Raw genomic sequence first — 16644 nt, forward strand, 5'->3', positions numbered from 1 at the left:
CATGGTTTTCTCAGTCAGCAGATTTCTGGCGATTTTGATGAAGGAATTCATCCAGATGCGGCGCGACCGCATGACCTTCGCCATGATGGTTGCCATACCGATCATGCAGTTGATGCTTTTCGGATTCGCCATCAACTCCGATCCGCGCCATCTGCCGACCCTTGTCGAAGTCCATGACAGCGGGCCGTTTGTGCGCCGTTTCCTGGCGTCAATGGAAACATCCACCTATTTCGATATCCAGGGGACCGTCGCCAACAGCCGCGAGGTGGACCGGGTCCTCAAAGCCGGAGACGCCAATTTCGTCGTCACCATCCCGGAAAATTTCGAGCGCGATATCATCCGCGGCGAAAAACCCGCACTGCTGGTCGCCGCCGATGCATCCGACCCTTCAACGTCCGGATCGGCGACAAGGGCGCTGACCGTTCTTGCACAAAATTCGATCAACGCGCTGGCAACCGGACCTTTGTCCTATCTGGCTGGCACCGCGGATGCTTTTTCCGTCATTGCCCATGCCCGCTACAATCCGGCAGCCAAGACAAGCTACAACATTGTGCCGGGCCTGCTTGCCATCATCATTTCGATGACCATGGTGATGATCACGGCAATCGCCATCGTGCGCGAAAGCGAGCGCGGCACCATGGAAACCCTGCTTGCGACGCCGGCGCGGGCGCCGGAAGTCATGCTCGGCAAGATCATTCCCTACGTGGTGATCGGCTATGTGCAGACCTGTGTCTTCTTCGTCCTGGCATTCTGGGTGTTCAGCGTACCGTTCGCCGGACCTTTCATGCCGTTTCTTCTCGGCCTCAACATCTTCATCATCGTCAATCTTGCGCTTGGTTTCCTGTTTTCGACCGTCGCCAAGAACCAGATGCAGGCCATGCAGATGTCGTTCTTCTACATGCTGCCGTCGATCCTTCTGTCCGGCTTCATGTTCCCCTTTGCGGCAATGCCCGGCTGGGCCCAGGCCATAGGCACGGTCATCCCGTCGACCCATTTCATGCGCATCATCCGCAAGATCATGCTCAAGGGCGCTGATCTTTCCGACATCGTTCCCGACATAAGGGCACTGCTGATCATTCTTGCCGCTGTCTCGATCCTTGCCATGCTGCGCTACAAGCGTACGCTGGACTAGGCGTTGCCTTAGACCTGCACCAGCCGCTGCTCGGCCCGGCGGAAGCTTTCGGCAAGCACTGTCGCATCGCCCAGTGCATGGGCGAGCGATATACCGCCTTGCCATTCGACGACGATCTCACGCGCTTTCGCGAGCGCCACAGACGGTCGCGAACCGGTGCGCTGCAATTCGCGCCCGATGAAACCTGTCAGAAGCTCAAAGGACTGGGCCGCGCGTGTGGAGGCATCGGGCGCCTCGATGCGAAAATCGCGCACTGCCAGTGCAATCGGACACCCGTGTTCAACGCGGCTGCGGCTTGATTGTGAAAGTTTGCGCAGGAGATTGAGAACCCGGCGGCGCGGATCGGCCTCCGCCTGCGATATCTCCTCCAGCATCGCCTGCGTTTCCTGCACGAAGATATCAGCCACCCCGGTGGCGATGTCCTGCTTGGTGCGGAAATAGTAATAGACATTGCCGAGCGGCACTTCGGCGTCCTTGGCAATATCGGCAAGGCTGGTGCTGCCATATCCGAAATGCCAGAACCGGTTCGCAGCCGCCGCCAGCAACTGACGGCGCCGTTTGTCGCCGCGTTTGCTCAATTCCTATGCCTTTTTATCTTCGTCGATTTGCCGCGCTTCCGACGGCAGCATGATGGGAATTCCGTCGCGAATCGGATAGGCCAGTCCCGCCGATTGGGAAATCAGCTCGTTTGTCTCCTCATCCAGAACCAGCCGGCCCTTGGTCAGCGGGCAGACGAGCAGATCCAGGAGCTTCTTGTCTATGGTGGCGGACGGACGGATATCGGACATGCTGAACCCTGATTTCGCGCGAATCTATTGCAGCACCGTATCATAATCGTCATTGTCACGCGCCAGCGCTATCTCGGTGATGGCGATCAACGTATCCGCACGCGTTTTGAGGTCCGGCGCCTCTAAAAGCGCCTGTTTTTCCGCCGGACCATAGGGCGCCATCATCGACATGGTATTGACGAGCGTTGAATTGCTCGCCTGGCCGACGCTTTCCCAGTCCGCTTCGAGCTGATTGGCTTCGAGGTAAGCGCGAAAACTTTCAAGCAATGCCTCGCGGTTGACCTTGTCTTCGCCGTTGTCGGCAGAAAGGTCGTTGAGGAATGGTGCAATGCGGCCCTGCCGATAGGCCTTTTTCATTGGCGCCTCTTCGAGCAGCCGGAAACGGCAGATGCCGACAAGCGAAATGATGTAGCGTCCGTCTCCGGTTTCCGAAAGGGAGGTGATGCGCCCGAGCGTTCCAACCGCACACAGCGCCGGATGGTCACCGCTTTCAACATTGCCGTTGAGATCGAAGCGGGGCTGGATGATGGCGACGATACGGTTTGACGACAGCACATCGTCGATCATGGCGAGATAGCGCGGCTCGAAAATGTTGAGCGGCATCTGCCCGCAGGGCAATAGCAGCGCACCGGACAGGGGAAACAGGGCAACGTTTGCCGGAATATCCTTCTCGGTCCGGTAATGTACATTTCCTACTTGCAACGGCCATGACCCCAAAAAACTACGCGACACTCTAGAAGATTTGGGGCCGGTCGCGCAATTCTCAAGAGCCGAAACATCTTTTGACTGAAGCACCCGGCGCGGCAATTTGCTGCAGCATTGACGACAGCCGCCCTGCAAGTGCCAGAAGTTGCCGCTCGCAACCCGTCTTTCCCACAAGTTGCGCACCGACCGGAAGGCCGAAACCGTCCAGTCCAAGGGGCATGGTTACGACCGGATTTCCGGCCAGCGACACCGGTGTTGTAAAGGCTGTCAGCGCATCGAGATAACCGAGCTGATTGCCGTCGATATCGAACGGTTCCGCATAATCGCGCACCGGCCCGGTAACCGATGTCGGTTTTCGGTGACGAAAGGTGCCGACACATGAGACCGGCAACAACAGCGCATCATGATTTTCCAGAAATGCCGAAAGATCGGCAGCCACCGCCCGCTGGCGGTCAAGAGCCCTGCCATAGGCTTTTTCGCAGCGGCGGTATCCCTCATGGACCGGCTTGAGAAACCGCGGCGACCGGGCAGCTGCAGCGCGCCCCAATTGCCGCGCAAGCAGCCGCTCGACCCGGTTCATCAGTGCGCCCGTCTCATGACCCATGATGGTGCCGTAGCTTTCCCAGCTATCGGGGCAAATCAGCGCCTGCGGCACCGCCCGGACAATTTCCACATCATTGCTGCCGAACGTCGCGACCGCACGTTCAAATACATCGGTTATCCGCTTTTCCACCGGCAAAATATTTGAGCCGCTGCAAACGGCAAGCCGTATTCTGTTTGCCTCAATTTCCTGCCGGACTTCACCACTCATATGCGTCCACAGGAGTTCAAGATCGTCGACGGACCGCGCGATCGGCCCGATGCGGGCAAAGTGGCGCAGCTCAATTCCGTTTCCCTTCATCATGCCGTCGCCGGGAAGCGCACCGGCGCTTGGCAACAGGCTGTAAACCCCGCAAAAAGCGGCCGGAATGCGCAGCGAGCCGGCAAGATCGGCTCCGATATCGGCAAGGCTCATGCCGCTGGCGACCGCCGCCGCGCCGCCGCCACTGCTGCCGCCCGAAGTGTATTCAAGGTTCCACGGATTGTTTGTGCGGCCGATGAGGTCGTTGCCGGTCTGAAAATCCATCGCCAGCGGCGGCAGGCTGGTTTTACCGATGATGGTAGCACCGGCATCAACAAGCCTTTGCACGGCGGTTGCTGTTTTCTCGGGAACCATGGGCCGCTTTTCCGCCAGCCCGAATGTGCAGGGCATGCCGGCGACATGAATCTGGTCCTTCACGCTGATCGGCAAACCGGCAAGCGGGGTATCGGCAGCGAGTGCAGCTGGTTCGTCGACACAGTGAATGAAGGCATTGATCTGCGGGTCGAGCGCGCGCCGCCTGCCTTCCAGTTCCGATAATATGGCCTGATGTGTCACGTCGCCCGCCTTGAGCGCCGTAACCGTTGCCGATGCGCCTTCCATGTCATTTGCTCCAGAAAATTGATCCGGAGGCGAGGGTGTCACGGCAGCGGCGGCAATTCTGTCCCGATCGTGCTGTTTTGGCGAACATGGTGCCCGGCATCACACGACCGGGATATGGATAAGGGCTGTCGGTCGTCTCTTGCTCGCAAAATCCGGATCCGGCAAATAGGATTCGAACGGCCATTCGTCCCTCAAGGTAGGATCGGTCACAGCCGCCCAGCCGTGATAGATGCGGTTCCAGCTCTGATAGAGATATTTGTAGCTGCCGAAATGTTCGAACACCGCATAACGCCCCGGTTCGAAGCGGCGCCAGCCCTCACCCCAGCTGCTTGCATAGACTTCTTCGGTCAGCCCGCCGAAATATCCGGTCACCTGTGTGTCGTTGAGCTGATCCGGTTCATCCGGAAAGCTGCCGATAACCGCCAGCAGCCGGTTTCCGGCCTCGGCGACCAGACCGCCGCGAACCTGGTCGGATATCACTTGCCCGCCATCGAAGAAACTGCCATCCAGCGTTCCCTTGAACGAGCGAAAAACGAATGCGCGGCGGGGCTGATCCACCAGCTTCGGCTGTGACACCGGATGGTCTGCTGGTTGGGACAGTAAAAAGGGTCTGGAAAGGCCTTCCCGGCGACGTCCGTTGGCCGGATCTTTTCGGAACTGCGACGGCGTGCACCCGAAATGGCGGCGAAAGGCGCGTGAAAAGGCGCTATGGGTCTCGAAACCGCACTCCAGCGCAGTGGTGATTATCGACTGGCCCCGCTTGTCGAAAATCATCCTGGCCGCGTGTTCCAGCCGCCGGCTGCTGACATAGCCGCCGACAGATTCGCCCATATGGGCGACGAACAGGCGTTGAAAGTGGAAAGGCGAAAGATGGGCGTGCCGGGCGATGCGCTTGATCGTCAGGCGCTCGGAAAGCGCGCCCTCGATAAAAACAAGGGCACGTTCAAGCCGCGCCCTTGTTTGGTTGATCCGGGCGCCGTCTTCGCTCAAGACGATGCCTTGCCGGTCAGGAGAACATCAGTGAGGACAGCTTGCGCCGCGCCGAAACCGTTGCCGGATCCGTCGGACCCCAGGCCTCGAAGAATGTCAGCAACTGCTTGCGCGCGCCGTCGTCCTGCCATTCGCGGTCGGTCTTCATGATGTAGAGCAGATGGTCGGCCGCCTCTTCACGCTGTCCCCTCACGTTGAGGATCTTCGCCATGTCGAAGCGCGCTTCGTGATCGTCCGCATTGGCTGCCAGCCGCGCTTCGAGCTGCGCCGGGTCACCGAGGCTCGCCACCTCTTCTTCCAGTGCGAAACGGGCAAGGATACTGGCGACTTCCGGAACTTGTCTCTGCTCGTCGTTCAATCCCTCGATCAGCTCTTTTGCGCGATCGACCTGACCGGCAGCGATCATGCATTCGGCCATGCCGGCCATCGCCTTGGCATTGTCGGGCTGCTCCTGCAGGATCGAGCCGAAGATCTGGGCGGCAAGATTGACATCGCCGCTATCGAGCGCGGCACGGCCTTCGGCAAGGATCGCGTCGATATCCGGCGCACCGCCGTTTTCCTTCACCAGCTTGTCGATAAATTGCTTGATCTGGCTTTCAGGCACCGCGCCCATGAACGCATCCACCGGCTTGCCGCCCGAAAACGCCACAACCGCCGGGATGGACTGGATGCCCATCTGGCCGGGGATCGCCGGATGATCGTCGATATTGAGCTTGACCAGCTTGACCTGGCCGCGCTGCTCGGTCACCACTTTTTCGATGATCGGACCGAGCTGCTTGCAGGGTCCGCACCAGGGCGCCCAGAAATCGACAAGCACCGGCTGATTTTGGGATTCGGCAATGACATCGGCGGTAAATTCCGCCGTCGTGGTGTCCTTTATCAGCGGACCGCCCGACGGGGCGCCGGCGGGCGCTGCGGGAGCCTCAGGCTGGCCATCGCCAAAACTCACCGTGCCGCCCATCTGGTTGCCATAGGAACCGCCATAGGGGTTGTCGCCATCCTGCATCAGGTTTCTCCGGTTTTCCGTGCGGCTTTACGGGCCGCTCAATTATCTGCGTCACCATGCAAAATCGGTGACATCGCCTTGAATTTCAAGGTGTGCTTACGATAGCGCCACTATTAGCGGCTTATGGCCGGTTGATTCAAGAAATCGTATGAGATCGTCGCGGCCGATCGATGTCGTGGCATCGTTTCGAAGCGGGTGCGCGTTGATCGTATCATGTTTCATCAGCGCCTCGTCCAGCACCATCTGCACCCGGTTTTGGGAATCGTTGATGACACCGAAGGCCGTCACCGCGCCCGGGATGACACCGAGAAACTCCATCAGCCGATCGGGCTTGCCGAAGGAGACGCGGCCCTTAGCGCCGATCAGTGTGTGGATCGCCTTCAGATTGACTTCGGCATCTTCTTCTACCGTCACCAGGAAAAAATTGTCCTTCTTGTCTTTAAGGAACAGGTTCTTGGTGTGGCCGCCCGGGATCTCGTCGCGCAGCGATTGCGATTCGGAAACGGTGAAGACGGCCGGATGGTATTTGGTGCTGTGGGCGATGCCCATTGCATCGAGGCTCTCGAACAGCTCTTCGGCGGTTTTCGGTTGCGCGGCAATTGTCTCGGCGCTCATGTGCGGACCCTGTCGTTTCCTGATGTTGCACGGGGTTTTTTCGAGCCATGTGATAGGCTTGACGGCGAAAAATCGCAATCGAAAACCATGGCGCCGGCTCAATTCATTTTTCCTGTTGCATTTGCCGCCCGGTTGCGCCATATAGCGCCGGACGCAGGGTTTGCCCCTGCCGATTACCCCGCCGGGGATCGCAAGAACCACCGGCAAAGCCGAGCGGGCGTAGCTCAGGGGTAGAGCACAACCTTGCCAAGGTTGGGGTCGTGAGTTCAAATCTCATCGCCCGCTCCAGTTTTTCTCAGAGATATCAATAATTTACGTCTCGCTGGAATTGCAGCGGCTGGTATCAGTCGATGTTATTGCCGCGCTCGCCTATCTCGACCCGAACGGCATGGAGGTCATCTTGATGTTTCGGATCGGATGAAAGGATAAATCCTTCGTTCACATGATTACTCGCTCAGAACTGTCCATGTTCCATTTGTCTGACACCTGATGTTATTTTGATTGGTGCCTCCCGGCGATATTATTGCCCCATCGGTATAGAGTGCTCCTGCGTAGAGGCAAAATCCGGGCGCCGAGTCTTTTTTTGGTTTCTGCCAATTTGCGTTTTCACACTGGTTTCCGCCCAACACTGTTCCACCGGAAAATTGTTTCTCGCCGAGGAAGCATGTCCTTATAGGCTTGTCTTGTGCCATTACCGAAGAACTGCACGAGAGCAGTAATGCCGCAAGTAAAATTCGTTTCATATTCCCCTCCCAAAGTCGTGCGGGAGGATTTTCGCACGCAATTATTGATTGTGCAAATTGTCGACAAGTATTTAACACGCTGACATCCGTCATTCAGGGCACCAAAAACCGGTGCCTGACGACCGCGCCAAGATCAATACTGATCCGGTCTACGACTCGGGCAATTACGATAATGGGATGGACGCCCCCGACGGCTTCGCAATGAGCGTTACTGGATTTGTGTCAAAGAAATCCTGAAAAACGGGTCGTCCTTGTTTGAGATTGCTGCGGTCGGGGATCGCAAGAACCGCCGGTAAAGCCGAGCGGGCGTAGCTCAGGGGCAGAGCACAACCTTGCCAAGGTTGGGGTCGTGAGTTCGAATCTCATCGCCCGCTCCAGTTTTCCTGAGTGAAATCAAATTTTTAGCAGGATATCTCCCAAGCACGAGTTCTGCCTTCTCCCGCGTGTCGTCACCACGCCGTCACAGAAAAGAGGCAAGAACTCGGAATGGAGCCTCAATCGCCGTAGTAACCGAACTCGAACGCATAGGCTACGCGCCGACGTTGCATGACATGATATCAGCGAAGGGCTCGAATGCCGGCGCATCGCCCGGCAGGTGGATCGAGAACGGCTGCTTTTCTTTCGTCTTCCTGTCCGGCACCGGCCATTCATAACAGCTCGTGGCTGGGTTTAGGCAGTGGCCTTGCCCAGAAGCGTTGGGAAGAACTGCTTTTCCGCCGTGTATCTCCTTCTTCACATCACCAAAGCGGAGTTTCTATTTTTCGTGTGAACGCACCGCCGTTTCGGGGCTCTCCCCGTTGCCCGACGAAGTAAACAACCCTGTCCGGATATGTCGCATAAAGTCTACCGTCTGAGAGATAAAGCCGCGTCTCCCGTGGTTCCACGCCATCCCGAATGACCTTCAACTCACCTCGACGCCGGCCGTTGACAAACAGCTCCGAACGAACCATTCCCCCCGACGTGTTCTCACGGAGATACTCGAAACGATTTGCGGAACTGTCATCAAATTCCTCACGAACAAGCTGTCCCTGCTCGTAGAAGCGGTTGTAATATGTGCCACCGGCATTATCGGTAAGACGTATTCGTTCCCCGGTCACTGTACCGAACCGGTCGCGCGTGATTTGCGCTTCCTGTAGCTTTCGCCCCCCTTCATAGCGGTCGAAGGCGGAGGGCAAGCTGCCCTGTTCATAGAAGTAAACGTATTTATGACGATCATCTGCGCCGCGGTAGAGCGTCATACCTGTAATGTAATCCGATAACCAGTAGTCGTTGTATTGTCGCGATGCGACCGACCCGTCAAACGAAAGCATGGTCCACAGCGTACCCCGCTCCGTGGGTGTCACGGGAATGAGCCTGTTTGCCTGGCCCGTTGCACCGAATCCGACAAAGTGAGTCAGATGGCCGTCAAGTGTCCGCCCAATCCGGATCGTTTGCGATGTGTTACCATTCAGATCCTGAAACTGAATCTGTATCGGCGCATCGCAACACGAATCGTAGGTGTAGAATGCGCGATTCGCGAGTTCGCCCGCATTGTAGTGGTCTGAACGCTCAACATGGCGGCCATCTTTACAGTGGACCTCAATCCAAGTTCCATTGTCACGGTTTGCGGCAACTACATCATCGTCTATCGGATCGCCCCAGTGCTGGACGCCCTGAACGTGGGTATAGAGCGAGCCGCTGGTATAGGCGCCGTTCTCACACGGCGGCACTACCAGTTGCCCGGAACCGGGAGACAGGCCAACGGCCGTTTCTGCGCGCAGGCGGTTGAGCAGCACACGTATCGCACTCCGGTCAAGTTCGCGCGACTCGGCGAAATCGGAAAGTGCGGTTTTTGTCTTTCGCCCGCTGATACCATCCGGTGCGCCGACCCCATAGCCAAGCAGATTAAGTCGTAGTTGAGCTTCGAAGACCTCCCCTTTACGAAGAGGCCCGTTTGCTCCCTGATCGGCAATCAATGCGGGGCCAATGGCTTCCGCGTTGGCCGAATGATGCAAAGTTGAGGACAGTAGTATGAGAGCAGCACAACTCCACAGCCTAATCATCATCTCAAAGACCCTTGTTCTATCGACAGCGTAATACCACTAACAATGTGGAACTTGCCGCAAACAGGGTCGCAATGAGTGACTAAAGCCCCAAGTTAATCCACAAAGTACTTGCCATTTTTAATACAAAAGTCAAGTTAAGCTGGAATTCCAGTGATTTCAACTAGCGCATGCTTTTGCCCGCAACCAAAACAATAGGTCGGTCACGCCAGACGCTGGCGAATTTGACGGTGGAGCGGTAACGTTGATAACGCGGTTGGTACCTGCGGCATTGAAATGGCGGCGAAACCTGTCACACGGTCGCTCGCCCGGACCGGCTGTCTCGATTTCACGTTTCATTTAGCCGTCCAAGCGCATGGAGGAAGCATCATGGACTATTATGATCTTGGTCAATTCCGTCGGAAGGTAACCACCTCCTCGCCCAAAGCGCAGCTCTGGTTCGATCGCGGCCTGAACTGGTGTTACGGCTACAATCATGGCGAAGCGGTTTCCTGCTTCAACAGGGCGCTGGAGGCCGACCCCGATTGCGCCATGGCCCATTGGGGCGTGGCCTATGCGCTTGGACCCAATTACAACATGCAATGGCATCACTTCGACGAGGCCGGCAAGGCCGACGCGCTGGCCGGTGCCTATGACGCCACCGAACGGGCATTGGCACTGGTGGAAAACGTCACGCCCATGGAGCGGGCGCTGATCGAAGCACTGCCGGCGCGCTATCCGCAGCGCGAGCCGATCGGGGATCAGGTTCCCTGGAATGTCGATTTCGCGGACGCGATGCGCAAAGCTTATCAGGCGCAACCGGACGATCTGGAAATAGCAACGATTTTTTCCGAATCGGTGATGAATGTGACGCCCTGGCAGATGTGGGACCTTAAGACCGGCGGTATCGCAGAGGGCGCCGGGACGGCCGAGGTACGCAACGTGCTGGAGCGCGCTATGCGCGAGACCCCGGATGCGATGGAGCATCCCGGCATCCTCCATCTTTATGTACACCTGATGGAAATGTCGCCGTTTCCCGAACTGGCGCTGCAGGCCGGCGACCGTTTGCGCGAGATCGTGCCCGACAGCGGCCACCTCATTCACATGCCGACCCATATCGACATTCTGTGCGGTCACTATCGCGACACGCTGGTCTACAACCAGAAGGCCATTGCAGCCGACCGCAAGTTCCTCGAGCGCGACGGCGCCATGAATTTCTACACGGCCTATCGCATCCACAATTACCACTTTGCCGTCTATGGCGCGATGTTCCTCGGCCAGTACGAACCGGCGCTCGCGGCCGCGCAGGAACTGATCGATACGACTCCCGAAAAATTGCTGCGGACGCCGTCTCCGCCGATGGCCGATTTTATCGAGAGCTATATCTCGATGAAGCAACACGTCTATATCCGCTTCGGCAAATGGCGCGAGATCATCGCTCAGGATCTTCCGGACGACCGGGAGCTCTACAGTAATACGCTTGCCTCGATACACTATGCAAAGGGTGTCGCCCATGCGGCGATGGGCGACGTTGCCAGCGCCGAACGCGAGAAGGCGCTGTTCCTGGAGGCGAAGGCAAAGGTGCCCGACAGCCGGCTTCTGCACAACAACACCTGCCAGGATCTGCTTGCCATTGCCGAAGAGATGCTGAACGGCGAAATCGAATACCGCAAAGGAAACTATGACGCCGCCTTTGCGCATCTGCGCCGCTCGGTCGCGCTCGATGATGCACTGCCCTATGACGAGCCGTGGGGCTGGATCCAGCCGGCGCGCCACGCGCTCGGCGCGCTGCTTTTCGAGCAGGGGCGGTTCGACGAGGCGGAAGCCGTCTACCGCGAGGATCTCGGCCTTGGCGGCAACCTCAGCCGCGCTACGATCCATCCTGACAATGTCTGGAGCCTTCGCGGCCTTCACGATTGCCTTGCGCGCAAGCAAGAGACCGCCGAAGCACGGCTGATCAGGCAGCGCCTGGATCTGGCGGCTGCCCGCGCCGATGTGCCGGTCAATGCATCGTGCTTCTGCGCCCGGGCTGCGGCCGAATAGGCCGCACAGAGCCGGCCATTATTATGGTTGCCTACGCAACGCTTTGCGCGCCGCCTCCAGCTCATCGGCCGGCACCTGGAAGAGGTCGCGCACCTTGCCGAAAGGCACGTTCTGATCGGTTCTGAACTGCAACTGCCTCAGCGGATCGTCCACCGCATCCGGCAAGGCAAGCCGGTCACCGAAATCCTCGATGAGGCCCTCCCGTTCCAGTTCACGGAATATCTTCTGGTTGGCAACGGGCAGGTCCTTGTTGCTCATCCTCTTGACGAACTGGGGATCCGGATTGTTGATTCGTGCCTGGACTTTGCGGGCAAAGCTTGCCGCATCGTTCCCGGTTACCTTGACGATACCGCCGGGATCGGTGATCACCACGCGCAGCTTGCCACCACCGTCCGGATGCGGTTCGAACGCGTAGTTATGCGTGTGGTTGTCGAGCCAAACATAGCCTTTCTTGTTAATCTCACGGGTTGCCTTGTCATAGGCGATCGCCTGTTCCGGCGTCATGACGCCGGCATATTCGCCCGGATTGCCCTCAATCTGCCGCGCCGCGGTGTTCTCGAAGAATTCCAATTCGCGCGCCCGAAAATTCTGATCACCAATCTTCGTCTCGTAAGTACCGCGCACTTCGGGTCCGCGCACCGCCGCCGAATCGAAATCGTCAAGCGCCGACCAGCCGGCATCGTCGATCTGCACATCAACATGGTCGGTCGGCACTTTTGAAACGCGGTAAACGGAATCGTCCCCGGATCCCTTGTAGACATTGTTGAACGAACCCTCGGCAATGAAATCGCCAAGGACAACCGGCTCTGCCGGCGTGCCGTCGACGGACCTTGCGGGAAGCTCGGCACCAGCAAGTTCCGCAGGCGCGGCAGGTGCGGGCCCTCCACCAATCGGACCGGCCCCGGCATCGACCGGATTGACGGGATCAACCGTGGCGATCATGTTTTCCGCATCCCCGGCCGGTTGCCGGACTGCCGGCAATGGCTGATCCGCCTGCCCTGGAATGCGCATTGTTGGATCGTCCGGTGCGGCACGTGCACCGGGTGCGGGAAGCAGAGCCGTTGAATTCGGATCGAGCGGATTATTCATCAGCGCTGTCCTGTTCGGATCATTCGTACGCACAGTGGGTGCAGGAAGAATTTCCGTTGCACCGGGATCGACCGGCGCACGCGGCGGGAGCAGCACGGTCGAATCGGGATCAACCGGATTGTTCAAAAGTGCCGTTCCGTTCGGATCATCAAGCCGCACTGTTGGCGCCGGCAGGATCTCCGTTGCGCCCGGATCAACTGTCGAGCCCGGCGTAAGCAGAACCGTTGAATCCGGATCAACCGGGTTGTTCAAAAGTGCCGTTCCGTTCGGATCGTCCATACGCACCGTGGGCGCGGGAAGTATCTCCGTCGCACCCGGGTCTACAGGCGCGCGCGATGGCTGCATCAGCGCCGTCGAATTCGGATCAAGCGGATCGTTCATGCGCACCGTGGGTGGCGGAAGAATTTCCGTCGCGCCGGGATCGACCTGAGGACGCGGCGGAAGCAGCACGGTTGAATCCGGATCAACCGGATTGTTCAAAAGAGCCGTTCCGTTGGGATCCGGCCCCGGCAGGGCGCGCGGCGGAAGGATTTCGGTCATGTCGGGACGGACAGGATTGACCGGAACCGGAGGCTGTACAGGAGCCGGCGGCGGAATAATGACGGTTGAGTCAGGGTCCAGGGGGTTGCTCAGCAGCGCCGTCTCGTTCGGATCCGGGCCCGGCAGGTTGCGCGGCGGCAGCAGAACCGTCGAGTCCGGATCGAGCGGATTGTTCAGGAGCGCCGTCCCGTTCGGATCTGAGCCCGGCAATCCGCGTGGCGGCAGGATGACCGTCGCATCGGGATCGAAGGCGCTACCCGGCAACCCGGCCGTACCGCCGCCGAAATCATCGGCAACGCCGCTGAGCGAACGTCCGGGCAGTGCATCGTCCAGTGTGGACCCGATCGACGGCAAACCGCTTCCCGGAAGCGCACCGCCAAGGTCCGAGCCGAGCGGTGACAAGCCACCACCGGACGGCACCCCATCGAGTGCCGAGCCGCCACCTTCGAACAGGCTGCCACCAAGGCCATTCCCAGTCGACGCGACGCGCTTTGCCTGCCTGGCGCTCTCGCCCGCCTTGTCCACGACCTTGACGAACTGGCGTTCGAGATCCGACAGCGAGCCGATGCCGCTTTGCAGCGCCTTGTTCTTTGCATGCGCCACAAATGCGCCAAGCTGTGCAGCCTCGCTGGGGCTGAGCTGCCGTGCAGCGCTCTTGGACAATTCACCGGCAAGCGCTTCGCCGCTGGTGACAAGATCGACAAGCGGCGCCCCCCGCGCACCTTTAAGCACGTCGACGACGTCGCCGGCTGCACCGGCCGCAAGGCCGATCGCCTCCATGTAGGCAATAAGCGCAACATCCATCCAGTCGATGGCTGCAAGCTCGGCCGTATCGAGGCGGTCTGTGCCGATGACGGCGGAAGCGCCGACTGCAAAATCCAGTTCGCGCTGGCTCGCGAGATACTCGCGGAAACTGCCGTCAATCGAATAGGCGACCGCCGGCAGTTCAGCGGCAATCACCGTGACGAGACTGATAAGGCCCTGGGAATAGAGCGATCCGATCCCCGCAGACAATATAACCGAGCCTATGGCGATCGAATATTGTGTATCGGCTTCCGCATAGGCATCGAGGGCCTGAACCGCTGACGCCACGCTGCTCAGATTGTAAACGAACGCCCTGCCAAGCCGGTCGGTCTCAAGCACCGTATGCTGCTTGTCCTGATCGAACCGGTAACGCATCAGGCGCGGCGCCACTGCATCGGCAATCTGATCGAAACTGACGCCGGTCAAAAGCAGCAGCTCTTCGGTGTCGCAGTCCGTGACACCGGTTGCACGGACAATGGACTTGTCCATGGCGCTGATCATGTTCTGCAGCGCGGCACGGGTCGGCCGGACGAGCGCAGGCAATGCGATATCGTTGTTCTGAAGAAGAAAACTGCCGAAATCCATGGTCTGGCTCAGGTCTTCGGGATCGGAAACCTGCATCCGGTAGACCGGATTGTCATCGGTGAAAAGATAGGGATTGATTGACTTCACGAACCCCAGGACAAGACGGTCGTTTTGCAGGATGGTTGCATAGTCTGCCCGGTTCTTCTGCATCTGCTTGATAAACTCGTCGCGGAGCAAAAGCATCGCCGCATGATCGCCGTGCTTGATCGGGATCGACCGTCCCCATGATCCGGACGTCACGAACTCCGTCAGAATAAAATTGGAGACGTCCGTTGCCGTCCGGTTCGTCATCCGTTCCCAGTCGTGGTCGGGCTCGGTACCGTGGCAGCGCGATGCGGCGCGCATCGCCCCGATAAAGCTGCCGGCAACCTCGTCGGGCGAGGTCTCCAGCCAGAGCGGCAAAAGCCTGGGCTGGGCGCGAAACCGTTTGTCGGACCATTTGGCGAATATGCGCGCCGGAATATCGGCGCGAAGAACCTGGCCTCTCGGGCCGTCGATGCGGTGCTGCCCGTCCTCATCGGCCCGCCTGACAATATGAAATATGTCCGATTGGTAGATCCGTGGATTGTCCGCCGACTTTTTCAGGACGACATCGGAAGATTTTTGTGTTTTCGGCCCTTCGGGCGTCTTCAGGTCGATCTGAAACACCTCCGGCGGACCAAGCTCGACCTTGAATTCATCGACCGGATAGCTGTTGCGAAGCTCCATCTCGAGGCGGATTTGGTCGTAGATGAATGCGACATCCGTCATCTCGCTGTTCTGGACGATCTCCTCCAGTTCCTTGCGTTCGATCCACCGGTTCTGGTCCTTGCTCCATACCCGTTTTCGGATCTTGCGCACATTCGGCACATCCAGCTTGCGCACGAATTTCAGCTGGCCCTCCGCATCGCCGAATTCCAGCGTCCAATGACCTTCGGCACCGTTCAACTTGAATTTCTGCCTGCCGGGAAGCACGCCATCTTCAAGCCCGGCGGTAACGATGATCGCCTCCAGCTCGCCCTGGCTGCCGCCGGTCTTTTCAAGATATTTCTTCCAGCCCCTTGCGAAATCCGCCGCGGACGACTTGAATTCTTCGGCATCGCGCTTTGTTTGCGTTACGGCATAGTCAAGGGAGGGTGCTTCGTCCGAAAGCGCCACCGCCGGTCCGCTGCGCTGCGGCAGGCCACGGCCGACGACAAACAGCGTGCGCGTACGCATGCCACGGGCCTTGGCCTCCGGATCATCGCCGAACGGATAGGGAAAAAGCGCCGAACCGACCTCGTTGCGCCCGGCCTGGTCCTCCATGACGAGGACATCGACGATTTCTGCATCGCCCGGTTTCCAGAGCTGCTTGCCGGTTCGAGGCTCTTCACCGGGAAAGCCCGCGACCCAGGTGCCTTTCAGATGGTCATCGATCAACTGTTCGCGCGCGACGCTGATTTCAAAGCGGAATTTCCGGTTGCGGATTTCCGTATTGCGGTTGATTTCGTCGATAAGTCCGCCCAGTTCAAATTGAGCGCATTTTTCGTTTTCAGAAATATATATGTCATATTCAGGTATCCAGCCGTCGCCGCCGATGGCAAAGCTACATTCGGCAATCAACCGCTCAAGCATCGCGTGGGGTGCCGGATCGATGAACAAAAAATCATTCGGCGGCGCGTTGTTCAGGCCGTGAAAGACAATCTTGATGCCGTTTTTGCCGACGGTTATCTCGTTTGATCTGTAGGTATTTACGATTGGCCGATCCGGTACCTCAGAGCCGAAATCGTCGCCGGCGACCGAATGGCCAAGATCCCGTCCTTCAGCATGTGTCAGCGTCAGTTCAGCCGAACCCGCGTCGACATCGATCCTGATTTCGCCGGTGTAGGTGCTGCCGAAATTCGCCGTCGTATGCTCGACCAGCCACACCTGCTCGCCATTTTTCGATTGCGCCAGAGACTGCGGCGGCGCCATGAAAAACGAAACAAGCCCGACAATCGCCGCCAGCAATCCCCAGACGACATTTCCCATCGATGGATTCATGCGCTGCCCCTCCGTACCGCAAGTCCGGACCGCTCCACCCCACTGCCGGTCAAATATCGGCTGCAACCTTATCACGGCCTGTTGCTGCTGGTGAAATAATAGCGAAATCGTGATGAAGAA

Annotated in this window: 11 protein-coding genes and 2 tRNA genes; 4 read left to right on the top strand and 9 right to left on the bottom strand. The window is 58.6% G+C overall.

Annotated features, from left to right (window positions below; genetic code table 11):
- The first annotated feature begins 1 nt into the window (after position 1).
- Positions 2 to 1132 (top strand): ABC transporter permease, encoded by a 1131-nt coding sequence (locus ABVT35_RS25195; RefSeq protein WP_368470339.1) that lies wholly within the window; start codon positions 2 to 4, stop codon positions 1130 to 1132.
- Between the two features lie 8 nt (positions 1133 to 1140).
- On the opposite strand, the gene ABVT35_RS25200 is transcribed toward ABVT35_RS25195, so the two are convergent.
- The 7 genes from ABVT35_RS25200 to ABVT35_RS25230 form a co-directional block, all read right to left on the bottom strand.
- On the bottom strand, positions 1141 to 1710 hold the full coding sequence (locus tag ABVT35_RS25200; protein ID WP_368470340.1) for a TetR/AcrR family transcriptional regulator: 570 nt from the start codon (positions 1708 to 1710) through the stop codon (positions 1141 to 1143).
- A gap of 3 nt (positions 1711 to 1713) precedes the next feature.
- Positions 1714 to 1920, bottom strand: a complete 207-nt coding sequence (locus ABVT35_RS25205) for a Trm112 family protein (RefSeq protein WP_368470341.1) — start codon at positions 1918 to 1920, stop codon at positions 1714 to 1716.
- 24 nt (positions 1921 to 1944) lie between these two features.
- Positions 1945 to 2622 (bottom strand): LON peptidase substrate-binding domain-containing protein, encoded by a 678-nt coding sequence (locus ABVT35_RS25210; RefSeq protein WP_368470342.1) that lies wholly within the window; start codon positions 2620 to 2622, stop codon positions 1945 to 1947.
- A gap of 61 nt (positions 2623 to 2683) precedes the next feature.
- Positions 2684 to 4087, bottom strand: coding sequence for an amidase (locus ABVT35_RS25215; RefSeq protein WP_368470343.1), 1404 nt, complete (start codon positions 4085 to 4087; stop codon positions 2684 to 2686).
- 99 nt (positions 4088 to 4186) lie between these two features.
- On the bottom strand, positions 4187 to 5077 hold the full coding sequence (locus ABVT35_RS25220; protein ID WP_368470344.1) for a helix-turn-helix domain-containing protein: 891 nt from the start codon (positions 5075 to 5077) through the stop codon (positions 4187 to 4189).
- A gap of 16 nt (positions 5078 to 5093) precedes the next feature.
- Positions 5094 to 6083, bottom strand: coding sequence for a thioredoxin (gene trxA, locus ABVT35_RS25225; protein ID WP_368470345.1), 990 nt, complete (start codon positions 6081 to 6083; stop codon positions 5094 to 5096).
- A 96-nt stretch (positions 6084 to 6179) separates the two neighbouring features.
- Positions 6180 to 6698, bottom strand: a complete 519-nt coding sequence (locus tag ABVT35_RS25230) for a prolyl-tRNA synthetase associated domain-containing protein (protein ID WP_368470346.1) — start codon at positions 6696 to 6698, stop codon at positions 6180 to 6182.
- Between the two features lie 213 nt (positions 6699 to 6911).
- Here ABVT35_RS25230 and ABVT35_RS25235 point away from each other — a divergent pair.
- Positions 6912 to 6986: transfer RNA gene (locus tag ABVT35_RS25235), tRNA-Gly, on the top strand.
- A gap of 757 nt (positions 6987 to 7743) precedes the next feature.
- Positions 7744 to 7818, top strand: a tRNA-Gly gene (locus ABVT35_RS25240).
- A gap of 360 nt (positions 7819 to 8178) precedes the next feature.
- Here the strand turns inward: ABVT35_RS25240 and ABVT35_RS25245 are convergent.
- Positions 8179 to 9486: a peptidoglycan-binding protein gene (locus ABVT35_RS25245; RefSeq protein WP_368470347.1), complete on the bottom strand. Its 1308-nt coding sequence runs from the start codon at positions 9484 to 9486 to the stop codon at positions 8179 to 8181.
- Positions 9487 to 9852: 366 nt separating this feature from the next.
- Between ABVT35_RS25245 and ABVT35_RS25250 the strand changes: the two genes are divergently transcribed.
- A complete protein-coding gene (locus tag ABVT35_RS25250) occupies positions 9853 to 11505 on the top strand; it encodes a tetratricopeptide repeat protein (protein ID WP_368470348.1) in 1653 nt (550 codons plus the stop codon).
- A gap of 21 nt (positions 11506 to 11526) precedes the next feature.
- Here the strand turns inward: ABVT35_RS25250 and ABVT35_RS25255 are convergent, their stop codons facing one another.
- Positions 11527 to 16524, bottom strand: a complete 4998-nt coding sequence (locus ABVT35_RS25255) for a hypothetical protein (protein ID WP_368470349.1) — start codon at positions 16522 to 16524, stop codon at positions 11527 to 11529.
- Between the last annotated feature and the right edge of the window lie 120 nt (positions 16525 to 16644).

The organism is Hoeflea sp. TYP-13 (genome assembly GCF_040932035.1).
In the GTDB taxonomy this organism is placed as follows: Bacteria; Pseudomonadota; Alphaproteobacteria; order Rhizobiales; family Rhizobiaceae; genus Hoeflea_A.

Excerpts from the sequence above, each read along its gene's own strand:
- ABVT35_RS25195 (WP_368470339.1), top strand. The coding sequence starts at position 2 with ATGGTTTTCTCAGTCAGCAGATTTCTGGCGATTTTGATGAAGGAATTC.
- ABVT35_RS25205 (WP_368470341.1), bottom strand. The coding sequence starts at position 1,920 with ATGTCCGATATCCGTCCGTCCGCCACCATAGACAAGAAGCTCCTGGAT.
- ABVT35_RS25215 (WP_368470343.1), bottom strand. The coding sequence starts at position 4,087 with ATGGAAGGCGCATCGGCAACGGTTACGGCGCTCAAGGCGGGCGACGTG.
- trxA (WP_368470345.1), bottom strand. The coding sequence starts at position 6,083 with ATGCAGGATGGCGACAACCCCTATGGCGGTTCCTATGGCAACCAGATG.
- ABVT35_RS25230 (WP_368470346.1), bottom strand. The coding sequence starts at position 6,698 with ATGAGCGCCGAGACAATTGCCGCGCAACCGAAAACCGCCGAAGAGCTG.
- ABVT35_RS25245 (WP_368470347.1), bottom strand. The coding sequence starts at position 9,486 with ATGATGATTAGGCTGTGGAGTTGTGCTGCTCTCATACTACTGTCCTCA.
- ABVT35_RS25250 (WP_368470348.1), top strand. The coding sequence starts at position 9,853 with ATGGACTATTATGATCTTGGTCAATTCCGTCGGAAGGTAACCACCTCC.
- ABVT35_RS25255 (WP_368470349.1), bottom strand. The coding sequence starts at position 16,524 with ATGAATCCATCGATGGGAAATGTCGTCTGGGGATTGCTGGCGGCGATT.